This is a genomic window from Hydrogenophaga sp., assembly GCF_014773545.1.
GTDB lineage: Bacteria > Pseudomonadota > Gammaproteobacteria > Burkholderiales > Burkholderiaceae_C > Hydrogenophaga.
Genome location: NZ_SDDV01000003.1, coordinates 118,931 through 135,085, shown reverse-complemented (window position 1 = coordinate 135,085; position 16,155 = coordinate 118,931). Strand labels below are relative to the sequence as shown.

Sequence of the window (16,155 nt, the reverse complement as noted above, 5' to 3'; positions counted from 1 at the left end):
TTTTTCAATCCATGCCCTGGTGGCGCAGCAAGGCGTCGATCGACGGTTCGCGGCCGCGGAAGGCATGGAACGACTCCATGGCCGGACGGCTGCCGCCGACTTCGAGAATCTGCTGCCGAAAGCGCCGTCCGCTCACCCGGTCCAGCGCGCCTTGGCCGCTGCGCTGCGCGGCTTCTTCGAATACGGCGTAGGCGTCGGCCGACAACACTTCGGCCCATTTATAGCTGTAATAGCCGGCCGCGTAGCCGCCAGCAAAAATATGATTGAAGGTGTTGGGCGTGCGGCTGTAGGCCGGTGGTCGCAGCAGTGCCACCTCGTCGCGCACCTGTTCTTGCAGCGCCACAATCGCCGCGCCGCAGTCAGCCGGCTGGGGCTGGCAGTGCAGCAGCATGTCAAACAGCGAGAGCTCGACCTGGCGCAGGGTTTGCAGGCCGCTTTGGAAGTTCTTGGCCGCCCGCATTTTGTCGAACAGCTCGCGCGGCAGCGCTGCACCCGTCTCGACGTGCGCTGTCATGCGCTTGAGCACGTCCCACTCCCAGCAAAAATTCTCCATCAACTGGCTCGGCAGTTCTACCGCGTCCCACTCGACGCCGCTGATGCCTGCAACGTCGCGCTCGTCGACTTGCGTCAGCAGGTGGTGCAGGCCGTGGCCGAATTCATGGAACAAGGTGATCACGTCGTCGTGCGTGAGCAGCGGCGGCTGGCCGCCTGCGCCTTCGGCAAAATTGCACACCAGATGCGCCAGCGGGGTTTGCAGCTTGCCGCTGTCCGGGCGCAGCCAGCGCGCACGTGCGTCGTCCATCCAGGCGCCACCGCGTTTGCCGGCGCGCGCGCCGGGGTCGAGGTAGAACTGACCCAACAGCTCCAGCCCCTGGAGCGATTGCCGTTCGATGCGGTAAAAGCGCGCGCTGGGATGCCAAAGGGGGGCTGCATCGGGCCGGATCGATACCTCGAACAGCGTCTCGATGATTTGGAACAGCCCGGCCAGCACCTGGGGCGCGGTGAAATAAAGTTTGACTTCCTGTTCGCTGAAAGCGAAACGCGCTTCTTTCAGCCGCTCACCGATGTAGGGCCAGTCCCAGGTTTGCGGCTCGTTCAAGCCCAGCTCGCGGCGGGCAAAGTCGCGCAGGTCGGCCAGGTCTTGCTCGGCATGGTGGCGCGCTTTGGCCGCGAGTTCGCGCAGAAAAGTCAGCACCTGCTCGGGCGACTCGGCCATCTTGGGAACCAGCGACAAGTCGGCGTAATGTCGGCAGCCCAGCAGTTGCGCCTCTTCCTGTCGCAGCGCCAGCAGCTCGGTCATGACGGCGGTGTTGTCAAAGCGCACCGCATCGCCTTCGGCCTGGTCGCTGGCGCGTGTGACGTAGGCGCGGTAGAGTCGTTCGCGCAGGGCACGGTTGTGGGCAAACTGCATCACCGGCAGGTAGCAGGGCATTTTCAGCGTCAGCTTGTGGCCGCTTTGTCCGTCGGCCTGCGCCGCTGCCGCACTGGCTTGCAGCACGTCTGCGGGCACACCGGCCAGTTCCTGCGTTGGCAGGTACAGCGCAAAGGCGTCGGTGGCGTCTAGCGTGTTTTCGCTGAATTTCTGGCTCAGCTCGGCGCTGCGTTCTTGCAGCCAGGCATGGCGGGCCTTGGCTGCACCTTGCAACTCGGCGCCGCCCAGTACAAAGCTGCGCAGCGCGTTTTTGTGCGCCTGGCGCTGCTCGGGCGTCAGACCGGCCGCGTCAATTGCCTTGTACTTGGCGTATAGCCGCTCGTCGGCGCCGAGTCGGGTCCAGAATTCGGTGACCCTGGGCAGTGCTGCGTTGTAGGCTGCGCGCAGCGCGGGCGTGTCGGCCACGCTGCTCAGGTGGCTGACCACACTCCAGGCGCGCGACAGGCGCTCGGTCGGCACGTCCAGCGTGCGCGCGATGTGCTCCCAGGTGGTGGGTGAGTCGCTGGCGCACACCTGTTCCAGCGCGGCGCTGGCTTGTTGCAGCAACTGGTCGATGGCGGGCTCGACCAGTGCCGGCGTGACGGCGTCGAACAGCGGCAGGCCGCAGTCGTGCAGCAATGGGTTTAGTGCCCGGGCGTCCAAGCGGTCGTTCATGGGTTGTTGCAGGATGGACAAGCCAGGCCGTTCCTTGTGTTCTGGCTCACTGCGCCGCCTTCTTCAGGCTCTTCTTGAGCACCTTGGCGCGCTTGACCAAACCAGCGCTGGTCAGGCGTTGGTTGCCCAGCACGCGCACCAGCTTGACTTCGGGCCGCTGGCCGCCGCGGCTGCTGAACTTGAGCACTTTGACCTCGCGCGGGCCGGGTTTGCGGTCTGCCTCCAGCGCTTTTTCTTTTTCTGGCAGCGGCCGCCAGAGCACCAGCAGCTTGCCGATGTGCTGAATCGGAGCCGCGCCCAGAACGTCTGCCAGCGATTGCAATAGAGCCTCGCGCGCGCTGCGGTCGTCGCTAAAGACGCGGATTTTTATCAGTCCGTGTGCCTGGAGCGCTGCGTCGGCTTCTTTTATCAGCGCTGGACTCGCGCCGTCGTTGCCAATGAGGACGACGGGGTCGAGGTGGTGGGCCTGGGCGCGGTGGACTTTGCGCTGGGCGGGGGTGAGATTGATCTGGGGCATGGGACAATTATCGTTTAGTCTGCACGCGAGCGTCCCCGATGGGCATGAAAGTCAAAACTCAGAGCAAAAAGGTCAACAAGGCCTGGCTCAACCAGCACGTCAACGATCCCTACGTGCAGCTGGCGCACAAGGACGGCTACCGCGCCCGTGCCGCCTACAAACTCAAGGAGCTGGATGAAGCGCTGGGCCTGATACGGCCCGGACAGTCGGTGCTCGACCTCGGTTCAGCTCCGGGTGCCTGGAGCCAATACCTGCGCCGACGCCTGAGCCCGCAGGGGGCGGCCGTGGGTGAATTGTGCGGCCACATCTTTGCGATCGATCAGCAGTCTATGGAGCCGATCGAAGGGGTTCACTTCATTCAAGGCGACTTTCGCGAACCGCAGGTGCTGAGCGCACTCGAGCAGGCGCTGACGCAGCGCGGCGTGGCAGCACTTGATCTGGTGCTGTCCGACATGGCGCCCAATTTGTCTGGTGTTGGCGCGACCGATGCGGCCCGTATTGCCGACCTGGTCGAACTGGCGCTGGATTTTTCCTCTCAACACCTCAAGCCCCAGGGCGCGCTGGTGGTCAAGCTGTTTCATGGCGGTGCATACGATGCGCTGGTGGCCCGGTTTCGTCAAACTTTCACCCAGGTCAAGGCGATCAAGCCCAAGGCTTCCAGAGAGAAATCATCCGAAACCTTTTTGTGCGGTCGGGGTCTGAAGCGGGTGTCGCAGAAGTGCCACGCGCCCAATGACGCTGCGACCCTCATGGCTTCATCGCTGATTCCTGGTGTCCGTGCTTGAAAGACTTAAAATAGAACCCATATGCCCTTATCTGTCAATACCCCCGCCAGGAGCTGCTCTTGAACAACCAGTGGTTTTCGAAAATCGCCGTGTGGATGGTTATCGCCATGGTGCTTTTCACGGTCTTTCAGCAGTTTGACACCCGTCCGGCGCAGGGTGCTGCCATGGTGGGTTATTCTGAATTTCTCGATGAGGTCCGGGCCGGTCGCATCAAGAGCGCGACCATTCTGGAGGGCCAGGGTGGTACCGAGATTTTGGCCGTGACCCACGACGACCGGCGCGTGCGCACCACCGCCACCTTCCTCGACCGCGGCTTGGTCGGCGACCTGATCTACCACGGCGTCACCTTCGATGTGCGCCCGCGCGAAGAAGGTTCGCTGCTAATGACTCTGCTGGTGAGCTGGGGCCCCATGCTGCTGCTGATCGGCGTCTGGATTTACTTCATGCGCCAGATGCAAGGTGGCGGCAAGGGCGGTGCTTTCAGCTTCGGCAAGAGCAAGGCCCGCATGATGGATGAGAACAACAACACCGTCACCTTTGCCGATGTGGCCGGTTGCGACGAGGCCAAGGAAGAGGTCAAGGAAGTGGTTGACTTCCTGAAAGACCCGGCCCGGTTCCAGAAGCTCGGCGGGCGCATTCCGCGCGGCCTGTTGCTGGTGGGTCCGCCGGGCACCGGCAAGACGCTGCTGGCCAAGGGCATTGCGGGCGAAGCCAAAGTGCCGTTTTACAGCATCTCGGGTTCCGACTTTGTGGAAATGTTTGTCGGCGTGGGTGCGGCCCGCGTGCGCGACATGTTCGAAAATGCCAAAAAGAATGCGCCCTGCATCATCTTCATCGATGAAATCGACGCGGTCGGCCGCCAGCGCGGCGCTGGCCTGGGTGGTGGCAACGACGAGCGCGAACAAACGCTCAACCAGATGCTGGTCGAGATGGACGGTTTTGAGACCAATGCAGGCGTGATCGTGGTCGCCGCCACCAACCGGCCCGACATTCTGGACGCGGCTTTGCTGCGTCCGGGCCGCTTTGACCGCCAGGTCTACGTCACACTGCCTGATATTCGCGGCCGCGAGCAGATTTTGAACGTGCATATGCGCAAGGTTCCGCTGGGCGCCGACGTCAACCCCAGCGTCATTGCGCGCGGCACGCCCGGCATGAGCGGCGCCGACTTGGCCAATCTGTGCAACGAGGCTGCGCTGATGGCGGCGCGGCGCAGCGCCCGCGTGGTCGAGATGCAGGACTTCGAGAAGGCCAAGGACAAGATTTTCATGGGCCCGGAGCGCAAGTCCATGGTCATGCCCGAGAGCGAGCGCCGCAACACCGCTTACCACGAGTCCGGGCACGCCCTGATCGGCAAGCTGCTGCCCAAGTGCGACCCGGTGCACAAAGTCACCATCATTCCGCGTGGCCGTGCGCTCGGTGTCACCATGAGCCTGCCGGCGCAAGACCGCTACAGCTACGACAAGGATTACATGCTGAGCCAGATCAGCATGTTGTTTGGCGGCCGCATTGCCGAAGAAGTGTTCATGCACCAGATGACCACCGGCGCGTCCAACGACTTCGAGCGCTCCACCACCATAGCGCGCGACATGGTCATGCGCTACGGCATGTCAGACGCTCTCGGTCCGATGGTCTATGCGGAAAACGAAGGCGAGGTGTTTCTGGGCCGCTCGATCACCAAGACCACTCACATGAGCGAGCAGACCATGGAAAAAGTCGACGCCGAGGTGCGTCGCATCATAGACCAGCAGTACAAGCTGGCGCGTGACCTGATCGAGCAGCACAGCGACAAAGTGCATGCCATGGCTGCGGCTTTGCTGGAATGGGAAACGATTGACGCTGACCAGATCGACGACATCATGGCCGGCAAAGCACCGCGTCCGCCCAAGGACTTTGTGCCGCGCAACCCGCCTGTGGGTGGCGGTGGTGGAACGCCTGCGGTAGCCAGCGATCCGGCGCCCACGGCAGCCTGAGCGCGCCTTGAGCGGCTGAGCGTCGCTCGGCTCATGCCCGCTCGCTCCACTCCCACCTCCCGCGCATAAAAAAACGCAGCCTCGTAGAGACTGCGTTTTTTTTTGATGCTCAGCTTGCGTGGTTCAGTGCCCGCATGGCTGGCAGTCTGCGCCATCCGCACATTCGCAGCTGGATCATGTGCGGGCCGCGCAGGCGCGGCCTGATGCTGCGGGGTGCGGGCATGGGCGCAAAGCTCAGCCTCTTAGCGTAGGCGGCCGAAGCTGGTGCGCAACGGGTCGGCCGGGCCGCCGCTGCGCTGGCCGCCTTCTTTGCCCTTGCCTTTGCCGCTGCGCATCGAGTCGATGCTGGTGCGTAGCGGGTCGGGTTGGCCGCCAGGTGCGGCGGCGCGCGGACGCGGTTCACGAATGCGCAGGCTGCCTAGATGGGCGTTTGGACCGGGCTGGCGCTCTTGGCCTTCGCCGCGGGGTTCGCGTTCCTCGCGCGCTGCGCGGTTGTTTCGTGCCTGGCCTTGGCCTTGGCGCGGCAGACCAGCGCCAAAGCGGGTGCTGCCCGCGTTGCCTGCACCACTGCGGCCGCCGACGCTGCGGCGGCTCTCGCTGTGTTCGGCGTCGCTGCGCGGCTGCTCAGGGTTGGCGCCAGCCGAGCGCTGGCGCCGGTCGAGCGCGCGTCCGGCGGGAGCGTCGGTGCGCTTGTCGCGTACCCGGGTCAGCATCTCGCTGCGGGCTGCCTTGGCGGCCGCCGCCATCACCTCGCGGCTGGGTGGCTTGCCCGCGCCGCCCCAGATGGTCTGGCGACCCATGGCAATGGGTTCGGCCTTCTCGCCCGGCTCAGGCATGAATTCAGGAAAAATCTGCACCGGAATTTGCTGCTTGGTGAAGCGCTCGATTTCCATCATGAAACCTTCTTCGTCCAGGCTCACCAGGTTGACCGCCTCGCCGCTGTTGCCCGCGCGGCCGGTGCGGCCAATGCGGTGTACATAGTCTTCGCACACGTTCGGGATCTCGTAGTTCACCACGTGTGGCAGCTCGTCGATATCGATGCCGCGCGCGGCAATGTCGGTCGCCACCAGGGCGCGAATGTCACCGCTCTTGAAGCCAGCCAGCGCCTGGGTGCGCGCGCCTTGGCTCTTGTTGCCGTGCAAAGCCATGGCTTGAATGCCGTTTTTGCTCAGGAATTCGGCCACGTTATTGGCGCCGAACTTGGTGCGGGTGAAGACCAGCACCTGACTCCAGTTGTGCTGGTTGATGATGTGCGCCAACAAGGCCTTCTTCTTGCCGCGGCCCACCGGGTGGATCACCTGCGTGATGCGTTGCACCGTGGTGTTGCGCGGCGTGACCTGGATGCTCAGCGGGTCTTTCAGCAGGTTGTTGGCCAGGTCGCGGATTTCGTCGCTGAAGGTGGCGGAGAACAGCAGGCTCTGCTTTTCTTTTGGCACCAGGGCCAGGATCTTCTTTACGTCGTGGATGAAGCCCATGTCGAGCATGCGGTCGGCTTCGTCCAGCACCAGCATCTGCACCTGGCTCAGATCCAGAAAACCTTGCTGCTGCAAATCGAGCAGACGACCCGGCGTGGCCACCAAAATATCAACGCCGCGTTTCATGGCGTTGATCTGCGGATTCATGCCGACGCCACCGAAAACGACGGTGGAGCTCAGGGAGAGGTGTTTGCCGTACACGCGCGCCGATTCTTCCACCTGAGCGGCGAGTTCACGCGTGGGCGTGAGCACCAGGGCACGGATGGCTACTCCGCCAAAGCGGTTCTTGCTGCGTTCACCCTGGCTCAAGCGTTGCAGCATGGGCAGGATGAAGGCGGCGGTCTTGCCGGTGCCGGTCTGGGCGCCGCCGAGCAGGTCGCGCCCGGCCAGCACGGCCGGAATGGCCTCGACTTGGATCGGGGTGGGGGTTTCGTAGCCGTGCTCGCGCACGGCTTGAACGATGGCCGGAGCCAGTTTCAGATCGTCAAAGTTCATGTAGATGAGGCGCCCGTCCAGGGCGCTGTGGGGATCGGCCACTCCGCTGGTCGCTGCCTGGTGGCAGGCGACAAACGGTCAGTCTGGGGCAGATGGATGCAGGAATTTGGTGCAAGCACGCGGGTTGCGCACACCCCAGCGAAGTGCTGGAGCCGGGCCAACTGAAGTGCCCGACCGGGCGCATTATGGCACGAGCGCCGCAACACAACAGCCTGGCACCCGGCGCAGTGCCGCTGCGGGTGCTGCAAGCGCCGACCCAGGCGCGCCGCGCCTGCGTGCCTGGGCGTGGCCAGCGACTGCTTCAGGTCGCCATGGGCAGCAGCGGCACGATCAGCAGCGCGACGATGTTGATGATCTTGATCAGCGGGTTGACCGCCGGGCCGGCGGTGTCTTTGTAGGGGTCGCCCACGGTGTCTCCGGTGACGGCGGCCTTGTGCGCTTCGCTGCCTTTGCCGCCGTGGTTGCCGTCTTCGATGTACTTCTTGGCGTTGTCCCAGGCGCCGCCGCCGGTGCACATGGAAATGGCGACGAAGATGCCGGTGATGATGGTGCCCATCAGCAGGCCGCCCAGCGCCTGTGGGCCCAGCAGCAGGCCAACCAGAATCGGCGTGGCGACCGGCAGCAAGCTGGGTATCATCATTTCCTTGATCGCCGACGCCGTCAGCATATCGACCGCTTTGCCGTAATCGGGCTTGGCCGTGCCTTCCATGATGCCGGGTATTTCACGGAACTGGCGCCGCACCTCGACCACCACCGAGCCGGCCGCGCGTCCGACCGCCTCCATCGCCATGGCGCCGAACAGGTAGGGAATCAGGCCGCCGATGAACAGGCCGACGATCACCATCGGGTTGCTCAGATCGAAGCTGATCTGATGGCCGTGCGCCTCGAGCTTGTGCGTGTAGTCGGCGAACAGCACCAGCGCGGCCAGGCCGGCCGAGCCGATGGCGTAGCCCTTGGTGACGGCCTTGGTGGTGTTGCCCACCGCGTCGAGCGGGTCGGTCACGTCGCGCACGCTCTTGGGCAGTTCGGCCATTTCGGCAATGCCGCCGGCGTTGTCGGTGATCGGGCCGTAGGAGTCGAGCGCGACCACGATGCCGGCCATGCTCAGCATCGAGGTGGCGGCGATCGCAATGCCGTACAGACCGGCCAACTGATAGGCCACCAAGATGGCGACGCAGACGCAGAGCACCGGCCAGGCGGTCGAGCGCATCGACACGCCCAAACCGGCAATGATGTTGGTGCCGTGACCGGTGGTCGAAGCCTGCGCGATGTGGCGCACCGGGGCAAACTGGGTGCCGGTGTAGTACTCGGTGATCCAGACCAGCAGCGCGGTCAGCACCAGCCCGACGGCGCAGGCGGCCCACAGGCGCAACTGCGTGCCCGATTCCAGAATGGCGTTGTCTGGCATCACCCAGGCAATGGCGAAGTAAAAGCCGATCAAGGACAGCAGGCCCGAGATTGCCAGGCCCTTGTAGAGCGCGGGCATGACGTTTTTCATGCCCGGGCTGGCCTTGACGAAAAAGCAGCCGATGATGGAGCCGATGATCGAGACGCCGCCCAGCACCAGGGGCAACAGCACCGCTTGCATGGGTGCGGCCGCCACCAGCAGGGCGCCCAGCACCATGGTGGCGATCAAGGTCACGGCGTAGGTCTCGAACAGGTCGGCGGCCATGCCGGCGCAGTCGCCCACGTTGTCGCCCACGTTGTCGGCAATCACCGCCGGGTTGCGCGGGTCGTCCTCGGGAATGCCGGCTTCGATCTTGCCGACCAGGTCAGCGCCGACGTCGGCGCCCTTGGTGAAGATGCCGCCGCCCAGACGCGCGAAGATCGAGATCAGCGAAGCGCCAAAGGCAAAGCCGATCAAGGGGTTTAAACAGTTCGCTTGACATCTATCTATATCTATGCAACACTGCGCAATATGGACAGATATGTAGCGATAGGCGAAGCCTCTGAAGCGTTGGGTGTGTCGATCACAACCCTGCGGCGCTGGGAGGTCGAGGGTAAGCTGATCCCGGAGCGCACGGCGGGGCGGCAGCGCCGGTATGATCTGGCCAAGCTCAAGCCGGAATGGTTCCATGCCGCGCAGGAAGACCGTAAAACCATCGCCTACGCCCGTGTTAGCAGTCATGACCAGAAAGATGATCTGGAACGGCAGAAGCAGGTGCTCGAACTCTACTGCGCCAAGCAGGGCTGGACGTTCGAGGTGATTGCCGATCTGGGCTCCGGCATGAACTACAACAAGAAAGGCTTGAAACGGCTGCTCGACGAAATCATCGAGGGGCGTGTCGGTCGCCTGGTCATCGCCCACAAAGACCGTCTGTTGCGCTTTGGCGCGGAACTGGTTTTTGCAATCTGCGAAGCGAAAGACGTGGAGGTGCTCATCATCAACAAAGGTGTGGATACGAACTCGCGGAGCGACGCCAGCCCTGCGCAGCAGGGTACAGACGCGGAGGAAGATTTGGCGAAAGACGTGCTGGAGATCATCACTGTGTTCAGCGCCCGCCTGTACGGCAGCCGCTCGCGCAAGAACCAGAAGCTGCTCGATGGCGTGAAGCAAGCCGTGGAGGCAGCCTCATGCTGATTGCCCACCGAATAGCGCTCGATCCGAACAACGTGCAGGCGACTTACTTTGCCCGTGCCGCGGGGACGGCGCGCTTTGCCTACAACTGGGCGCTGGCCGAATGGCAGCGGCAGTACGAAGCATGGAAACACGACAGCATCCTGCCCAAGCCGTCACAAATGGCGCTGCGCCGCCACCTCAACAGCATCAAGGCCGAGCAGTTCCCGTGGATGCTGGAAGTCACCAAGAACGCGCCGCAGATGGCGATCATCCAGTTGGGCGCGGCCTTCAAGAACTTCTTCGCTGGCCGCGCCAAATTCCCGAAGTTCAGAAAGAAAGGTCTGCATGACCGTTTCAGCCTGAGCAACGACCAATTCGACATCGACGGCTCCCGCATCCGCATCCCCCATCTGGGCTGGGTGCGGATGCGTGAGACCTTGCGCTTCACTGGCAAGATCATGTCGGCCACGGTCTCCCGTGTGGCCGACCGCTGGTTTGTCAGCATCACCGTCGATACCCCGGACGATTCACGCGTGCCAGAAGCCAAAAACCAAGGCGCGGTGGGTGTGGATTTGGGCGTATCGGCACTGGCGACACTCTCAACGGGAGAAATCATCACGGGGCCAAAGGCGCACCAGGCTTTGCTGTGCCGGTTGAGACGACTCTCACGCGGCTTGTCGCGCAAGGTCAAAGGCTCGGCGAACCGCAAGAAGGCCAAGGCCAGGTTGTCCAGGCTGCACGCCAGAATCGGCAATGTCAGGAAGGATGGGCTGCACCAACTCACGACTGATCTGACGCGCCGGTTTCACACCATCGGCATCGAGGATTTGAACGTGCGCGGCATGGTCAAGAACCGGCGCTTGTCGCGGGCTGTTTCCGACATGGGCTTCTTCGAGTTCCGCCGGCAACTGGAGTACAAGGCGGCACAGCGCGGTGGCGTGATCGTCTTGGCTGAGCGCTGGTATCCGAGCAGCAAGACGTGCTCGGACTGCGGACATAAGTTGGAAACCTTGCCGCTGGCGCTGCGCGAGTGGGCTTGTCCTGCCTGTGGCGCGGATCACGACCGCGATGTGAACGCAGCAATCAATTTAAGAAATCTGGCGGTGAGTTCCACCGTGTCAGCCTGTGGAGAAGTTGGCTCTGGCCTTGGGCGCAAGCTCAAGACGAAACCAGCCTCGGTGAAGCAGGAATCCAGCAGCAAAGCTACCTATGGTTAGCTTTGCGTAGGTATGGACGAACGGTTGAGCAACTGGCTCAGGTTGGCGACCGGGGTGAAATTGCTGTTGCCCACCAGCAGCCAGAAGAAGCCGGCCACGCCCAGCAGCCCCAAGCCAACCACCAGCATGCCGGTGATGGCGCCGCCGCGAAACGCCACGTCGAGTGCGGGCCCGATGCCACGGCTGGCGGCCTGCGCGGTACGCACGTTGGCGCGCACCGAGATGTTCATGCCGATGTAGCCGCACAGCCCCGAGAGCACGGCGCCGAGCACGAAGCCCAGGGCGCTCAAGGGTTCGAGAAAAATCAGCATCAAAAGCGTGATCGCCACGCCGACGATGGCAATCGTCTTGTACTGACGCGCCAGGTAAGCCGCGGCGCCGGTCTGGATGGCGCCCGCGATTTCCTGCATGCGGGCGTTGCCCGGGTCTTGAGAAAGAATCCAGCGGCGCGACCAGAAGCCATAAGCGACTGCCAGCAGCCCGCAAACCAACGCAAAGATCAGCGCAGATTGTCCAACCATAGGTTTCCCCCGCTTGTTACGACGGAAAGGGACAACGCTTCCAAGGGTGGCCCCGGCGGCGTTGCTTCCTCGCGTGCGGCCGCTGCGCTTGTGTGCGGCGGGGCAGGGCGATTGGCCAACTGCTGGAATTTGGCCGCAAACGTGTCAAACAGAAAATGATCCGACTCAAAAAGTCAGCTTCAGACCAGTAAAATCGGGGTGGATACTGGCCTGAAGTCTGGTTTTTTCACTATCAACCCATCTGCACCCCACTCTATGTCGTTCGACAACGTCACCCCTGGCAACAATGTTCCTGAAGCGTTCAACGTCATCATCGAGATCCCGATGAACGCCGACCCGATCAAGTACGAAGTGGACAAAGCTACCGGAGCCATCTTCGTGGACCGATTCATGAACACGGCGATGCACTACCCGACCAACTACGGCTACGTGCCCAGGACCATTTCCGGCGACGGCGACCCGGTCGACGTGCTGGTGATCACCCCGGTGCCGCTGTTTCCGGGTGTGGTGGTGACCTGCCGCGCCATCGGCATTCTGAAGATGCAGGACGAGGCCGGCGAAGACGGCAAGGTGCTGGCGGTGCCGACCAACAAGCTGCTCTCGCTCTACAGCCGCTGGGAAAAGCCGGAAGATCTGAACCCGATGCGCCTGAAGACCATTCAGCACTTCTTCGAGCACTACAAAGACCTCGAGCCCGGCAAGTGGGTCAAGATCATCGGCTGGGAGGGCAAAGACGCCGCTCACCAGGAGATCATGGACGGCATCGCCAATTACGCCAAGGCCCAGGACTGAAGAACATGCCCCAGGGCCTGCGCGACGGCTTCGCGCAGGCGTCTCGTCAGGTTTCGTCCGGGGGTGCGGCGGCGTCGATATCGCCGCGAAACTCGATCTTGCCCCGCACCCGCGCGCGTGGGTGTACATCGATCAGTTCGTCATAGCTGGCGTCTCCCAGCAGCGTGGCGGTGCCTGTGATCTCCAGCGCCTTGCGCGCGACCACGCTGCCTATCACCTTGCCTTCGATGAATACGTGATCGGCCTCGAGTCGGGTGTTTTCGATCACGCCGCGCGGACCCACGTGCAGCGTGCCACCGGTATCGAAGCTCACGTTGCCCTTGAGGTGGCCGTCGATCTTGATGCCTTGGTCGCGCGTGGTGTGGAAGTTGCCCTCGAACACCGCGCCTTCGGCGATCAGGCTGTCGATGGCCGCGAGGCGTTCGACCGGAACGAGGCGGGTGCTGGCGTGGTTTTGGCTCATCGGGTCAGGGCTCCTGACGGTGCAATCCGTCTGTGGGTTTGAGGAATGGGTGCATGAGATTTTTGCACGCGGGCAGCAACACCATTGCGGTTCAAAGCAGCCAGCGGCCCAGCGCGCCGAGCGCGGCCAGCAGCAGCAACGCCGCTGGGCCGTAGCGCCAGCAAGCCCACAGCAGCCAGCGCCAGGCCAGACGGCGCGCGCGTACCCAGCGGTCGCGCCGCCAGCTCGCTTGCAGCGCTGAACGGCGCAGGGTTTCAGGGTCTGGCAGGGCATGGCTGGACGATGACGCAACAGGGTGGGCCGGACGCGGTTTGGCCATGGCTGGGCAGCGTGCAAGGCCGGCTCAATGCCGCGCCGTCGGTACGCGCTCGAGTGTGGCGTTGAGGTCGGCGCCGTTGACCTGGATGCGCCCGTAGCGCACCCGACCCGACACACTGGCGCTGTCGTGCAAGGTCACTTCGCCCTGGCCCGAGTCGAGCAGACCGTCGGTCTGACCCATGACGGCGATCTTGTGCGCCGTGATGTCGCCCTTGACGCGGCCACTGGGTGCCACCACCACCGCTGCCAGTGTGCCGGGCGCCTGGCTCAGATTGCCCTCGAACTGGCCAGCCACGCTGCACGGGCCGCGCAGCACGGCGTTGCCGACGAACTGCATGCCCTCGGCCAGCAGGCTGCAAGCCGGTGTGCGGGGCGGCATGGGGTCGGATGCGCTGGCCGGCACGTGCAGCAGCGGCAGATAGGCCGACTGTGTCGGCGGCATGGCCTTGCCTGCGTCCACCTCCAGGCGGCTGGCAGCGTCGGTCGGGCCTGGGTTTTCCTCGTTGAAATCGGGTGTAGGGGTGGGCGCATCGGCTGCTCGTGCGTGCGTGCTTGAGTCGTGCTCGTTCATGTCCGGCTCCAGGTGGCGGTTGGGGAGGATGTGGCGTCTGGCTTTCATGTGTGTCAACTGGGGCTTGAGCCTGGACTGGCCTGCACATCATGCAGTACCGGCAGTTCGTCGCTCCCTTTGAGGGTTTTGAACGGGCCTTGCAAGTCGGCTCCCTCGTAGACCTGTAGTCGCCGCGCCAGCAAGGTGCCGGTGGACACGGCGGTGTTGCAGACGTAGGCCGTGCCCAGGCACTCCAGGCTGCTGTCGTGCGCTGCGGCGCCGGGTGCGCCCAGGCGGCCAAACAGATAGAGGTCGCCCAGCACCCGCACCCGGCCCCGCACCACGCCGGTGCCCCAGACGATCAGACTGCCGTTGACGCGAAGGCGTCCTGAAATCTCGCCCTGCACCAGCAGGCCCCCCTCGAACTCAAGCTCGCCGCTGAGCCGGCTGCCCGCAGCCACCCGGTTGACCACGTTCATGGCGACCGGATCCAGCGTGAGTGTGTCCTGCACCAGGTTCAGCGCCATGCCACCGCCCCCCAGAATACCCCGCTGGCCAGCAGGCCGAGCAGCGCCAGCACGGCCAGCCACAGCGCGTGGCGCTCCAGCCGGCGCCGCCAGCGTCCCGGGCGCCGGCGCGGCAGGCCGGGACAGTTGTCGGCGTGGTTCAGTAGCAGCCAGCCCTGCCAGTCTTGGCAAAAATGCTGTGTGGCGCGGCCCAGATCAACGTGCAGCCCCTGTGCCTGCGCCTGAGCTGGGCCAAGTCGGCGTCCCAGCGGCACAGATAAAGGCGCACCGACAATGGTGTGCGTGAAAAAAACATCGGTTTGGTTCATGTGACAACACTACACCAGTTTGGCGAGCGCTGGCGCGCTGCCGGGCGCTGCTCACCCCCTGCTGCTCGCGCAGCAAGACGCCGCAGTTGGTGCTCGATCTCTGAAGCCCTGGGTGGACGCCGCCAAAAGACTGGCCGGGCGGCAACCGGTCTGCGAGAATAAACCTGTTTTGACTTCTTTTGCCGAAAGCCTGCCATGCTGCTCGACGCCTCTGACTCCCAACTGGTGCTGGTCGATTACCAAAGCCGCTTGTTGCCAGCCATTTCTGACGGGCCGCAGGTGCTGGCGCAGGCGCAGCGACTGGCTCAGGTGGCCAAGCTGATGCAGGTGCCGATCTGGGGCACCGAGCAAAACCCGGACAAGCTCGGCCCCAACGATCCCGTTTTGCGCGAGCTGTGCCAGCACACCTTGGCCAAAATGCACTTCAGTGCCGCCGCCGACGGCCTGATCGATCTTTTGCGCCCGCCAGCGCGCGCGCCGGCGGGCAACGCACGCAGCCTGCCCAAGCACTTGCAAAAACCGGCCGTGGCCGCGCCCGAGCGATCAACCCTGGTGCTGGCCGGCTGCGAGGCCCATGTCTGCCTGCTGCAGACCGCGCTCGAGTTGATCGAACAAGAATTCGACGTCTGGGTGGTGACCGACGCCTGCGGCTCGCGCACCGAGCGCAACCGCGACGCCGCCTTTGACCGCCTGGCTGGTGCCGGTGCCGAGTTGGTGACGACCGAGATGGTGGCTTTTGAGTGGCTGCGCAGCGCCGAACACCCGGCCTTTCGCGCTGTTCAGGCACTCATCAAGTAAGTGTCTGCCCGTGCGCCGCTCACCAGCACCGCTGGTCCTGGGCCGTCCGCAGCGCTTGATGTGGTCTTTCGGGCGCGTGGACTGAGCAAGGTTTACGGCAGCGGTGCCAGCGCCGTGCATGCGCTGCGCGGCGTCGATCTGGAGGTGGCGCGCGGCGAATTTGTCGTGTTGCTGGGAGCCTCGGGCAGCGGCAAGTCGACCCTGCTCAACATCCTGGGCGGGCTGGATACGGCCAGCAGCGGCTCGGCCCAGTGGCTGCACGCTGGCCAGAGGCACGAATTGACCGGTGCCGACGACGCCGCGCTGACGCGCTATCGGCGCGAGCACGTGGGTTTCGTTTTTCAGTTCTACAACCTGATTCCGAGCCTGACGGCGCGTGAAAACGTGGCGCTGGTGACCGACATTGCCACCGACCCGATGACGCCGCAAGAAGCGCTGGCCCTGGTTGACCTGGGTCCGCGCATGGATCACTTCGTGGCGCAACTCTCGGGTGGCGAGCAGCAGCGGGTGGCGATTGCGCGTGCCATTGCCAAGCGGCCGGCGGTGTTGCTGTGCGACGAGCCCACGGGCGCGCTCGACTGCGCCACCGGGGTGGTGGTGCTGCAAGCGATCGAGAAGATCAACCGCGAGCTGGGCACCACCACCGTGGTCATCACGCATAACGTTCCGATTGCCGACATGGCCGACCGCGTGCTGCGGCTGGCCGACGGGCGCATCGTGCACAGCCATGTCAACCCGAGCAAGGTGGCAGCGGCAAGTCTGCACTGGTGATT

At 64.0% G+C, this 16,155-nt stretch carries 15 protein-coding genes and 2 pseudogenes; 7 read left to right on the top strand and 10 right to left on the bottom strand.

The window, feature by feature from the left end; all coding sequences use genetic code 11:
* Positions 1–4: 4 nt before the first annotated feature.
* Both EST26_RS03460 and EST26_RS03455 read right to left on the bottom strand, forming a co-directional pair.
* Positions 5–2,086: a M3 family metallopeptidase gene (locus EST26_RS03460; RefSeq protein WP_291065483.1), complete on the bottom strand. Its 2,082-nt coding sequence runs from the start codon at positions 2,084–2,086 to the stop codon at positions 5–7.
* A gap of 46 nt (positions 2,087–2,132) precedes the next feature.
* Complete coding sequence (locus EST26_RS03455) at positions 2,133–2,603, bottom strand: YhbY family RNA-binding protein (RefSeq protein ID WP_291065481.1); 471 nt, start codon at positions 2,601–2,603, stop codon at positions 2,133–2,135.
* Positions 2,604–2,647: 44 nt separating this feature from the next.
* Here EST26_RS03455 and EST26_RS03450 point away from each other — a divergent pair, with 44 nt between their 5' ends.
* Together EST26_RS03450 and ftsH are read left to right on the top strand one after the other, a co-directional pair.
* Positions 2,648–3,388 (top strand): RlmE family RNA methyltransferase, encoded by a 741-nt coding sequence (locus EST26_RS03450; RefSeq protein WP_291065479.1) that lies wholly within the window; start codon positions 2,648–2,650, stop codon positions 3,386–3,388.
* Positions 3,389–3,447: 59 nt separating this feature from the next.
* Positions 3,448–5,358: an ATP-dependent zinc metalloprotease FtsH gene (gene ftsH, locus EST26_RS03445; protein WP_291065477.1), complete on the top strand. Its 1,911-nt coding sequence runs from the start codon at positions 3,448–3,450 to the stop codon at positions 5,356–5,358.
* 242 nt (positions 5,359–5,600) lie between these two features.
* On the opposite strand, the gene EST26_RS03440 is transcribed toward ftsH, so the two are convergent.
* Both EST26_RS03440 and EST26_RS03435 read right to left on the bottom strand, forming a co-directional pair.
* Positions 5,601–7,328, bottom strand: a complete 1,728-nt coding sequence (locus EST26_RS03440; RefSeq protein WP_291065580.1) for a DEAD/DEAH box helicase — start codon at positions 7,326–7,328, stop codon at positions 5,601–5,603.
* A gap of 301 nt (positions 7,329–7,629) precedes the next feature.
* Positions 7,630–9,201 (bottom strand): annotated as a pseudogene (locus tag EST26_RS03435) (sodium-translocating pyrophosphatase); the annotation flags it as partial.
* A gap of 45 nt (positions 9,202–9,246) precedes the next feature.
* Here EST26_RS03435 and EST26_RS03430 point away from each other — a divergent pair.
* Positions 9,247–9,909 (top strand): IS607 family transposase, encoded by a 663-nt coding sequence (locus tag EST26_RS03430; protein ID WP_291065475.1) that lies wholly within the window; start codon positions 9,247–9,249, stop codon positions 9,907–9,909.
* On the top strand, positions 9,903–11,105 hold the full coding sequence (locus EST26_RS03425) for an RNA-guided endonuclease TnpB family protein (protein WP_291065472.1): 1,203 nt from the start codon (positions 9,903–9,905) through the stop codon (positions 11,103–11,105). The genes EST26_RS03430 and EST26_RS03425 overlap by 7 nt, the downstream gene beginning before the upstream one ends.
* Before the next feature lie 23 nt (positions 11,106–11,128).
* Here the strand turns inward: EST26_RS03425 and EST26_RS03420 are convergent.
* Positions 11,129–11,626, bottom strand: a pseudogene (locus tag EST26_RS03420) (sodium/proton-translocating pyrophosphatase); the annotation flags it as partial.
* A gap of 255 nt (positions 11,627–11,881) precedes the next feature.
* On the opposite strand from EST26_RS03420, the gene ppa reads away from it, so the two are divergent.
* Positions 11,882–12,418 carry an inorganic diphosphatase gene (gene ppa, locus EST26_RS03415; RefSeq protein ID WP_291065470.1) on the top strand — a complete coding sequence of 179 codons (537 nt, stop codon included), beginning with the start codon at positions 11,882–11,884 and terminating at the stop codon, positions 12,416–12,418.
* A 46-nt stretch (positions 12,419–12,464) separates the two neighbouring features.
* On the opposite strand, the gene EST26_RS03410 is transcribed toward ppa, so the two are convergent.
* From EST26_RS03410 to EST26_RS03390, 5 genes are all read right to left on the bottom strand, one after another.
* Positions 12,465–12,881 carry a polymer-forming cytoskeletal protein gene (locus EST26_RS03410; protein WP_291065468.1) on the bottom strand — a complete coding sequence of 139 codons (417 nt, stop codon included), beginning with the start codon at positions 12,879–12,881 and terminating at the stop codon, positions 12,465–12,467.
* A 91-nt stretch (positions 12,882–12,972) separates the two neighbouring features.
* Positions 12,973–13,200 carry a hypothetical protein gene (locus EST26_RS03405; RefSeq protein ID WP_291065466.1) on the bottom strand — a complete coding sequence of 76 codons (228 nt, stop codon included), beginning with the start codon at positions 13,198–13,200 and terminating at the stop codon, positions 12,973–12,975.
* 24 nt (positions 13,201–13,224) lie between these two features.
* Positions 13,225–13,818 (bottom strand): polymer-forming cytoskeletal protein, encoded by a 594-nt coding sequence (locus EST26_RS03400; RefSeq protein WP_291065464.1) that lies wholly within the window; start codon positions 13,816–13,818, stop codon positions 13,225–13,227.
* Positions 13,819–13,823: 5 nt separating this feature from the next.
* Positions 13,824–14,276, bottom strand: a complete 453-nt coding sequence (locus tag EST26_RS03395; RefSeq protein ID WP_291065462.1) for a polymer-forming cytoskeletal protein — start codon at positions 14,274–14,276, stop codon at positions 13,824–13,826.
* Positions 14,267–14,584, bottom strand: a complete 318-nt coding sequence (locus tag EST26_RS03390; protein ID WP_291065461.1) for a hypothetical protein — start codon at positions 14,582–14,584, stop codon at positions 14,267–14,269. The genes EST26_RS03395 and EST26_RS03390 overlap by 10 nt, the downstream gene beginning before the upstream one ends.
* Positions 14,585–14,779: 195 nt before the next feature.
* On the opposite strand from EST26_RS03390, the gene EST26_RS03385 reads away from it, so the two are divergent.
* Complete coding sequence (locus EST26_RS03385; RefSeq protein ID WP_291065459.1) at positions 14,780–15,382, top strand: isochorismatase family protein; 603 nt, start codon at positions 14,780–14,782, stop codon at positions 15,380–15,382.
* 60 nt (positions 15,383–15,442) lie between these two features.
* The gene (locus EST26_RS03380; RefSeq protein ID WP_291065457.1) at positions 15,443–16,153 is read left to right on the top strand and encodes an ABC transporter ATP-binding protein; all 711 of its coding nucleotides are present in this window, start codon (positions 15,443–15,445) and stop codon (positions 16,151–16,153) included.
* The last annotated feature ends 2 nt before the right edge of the window (positions 16,154–16,155 follow it).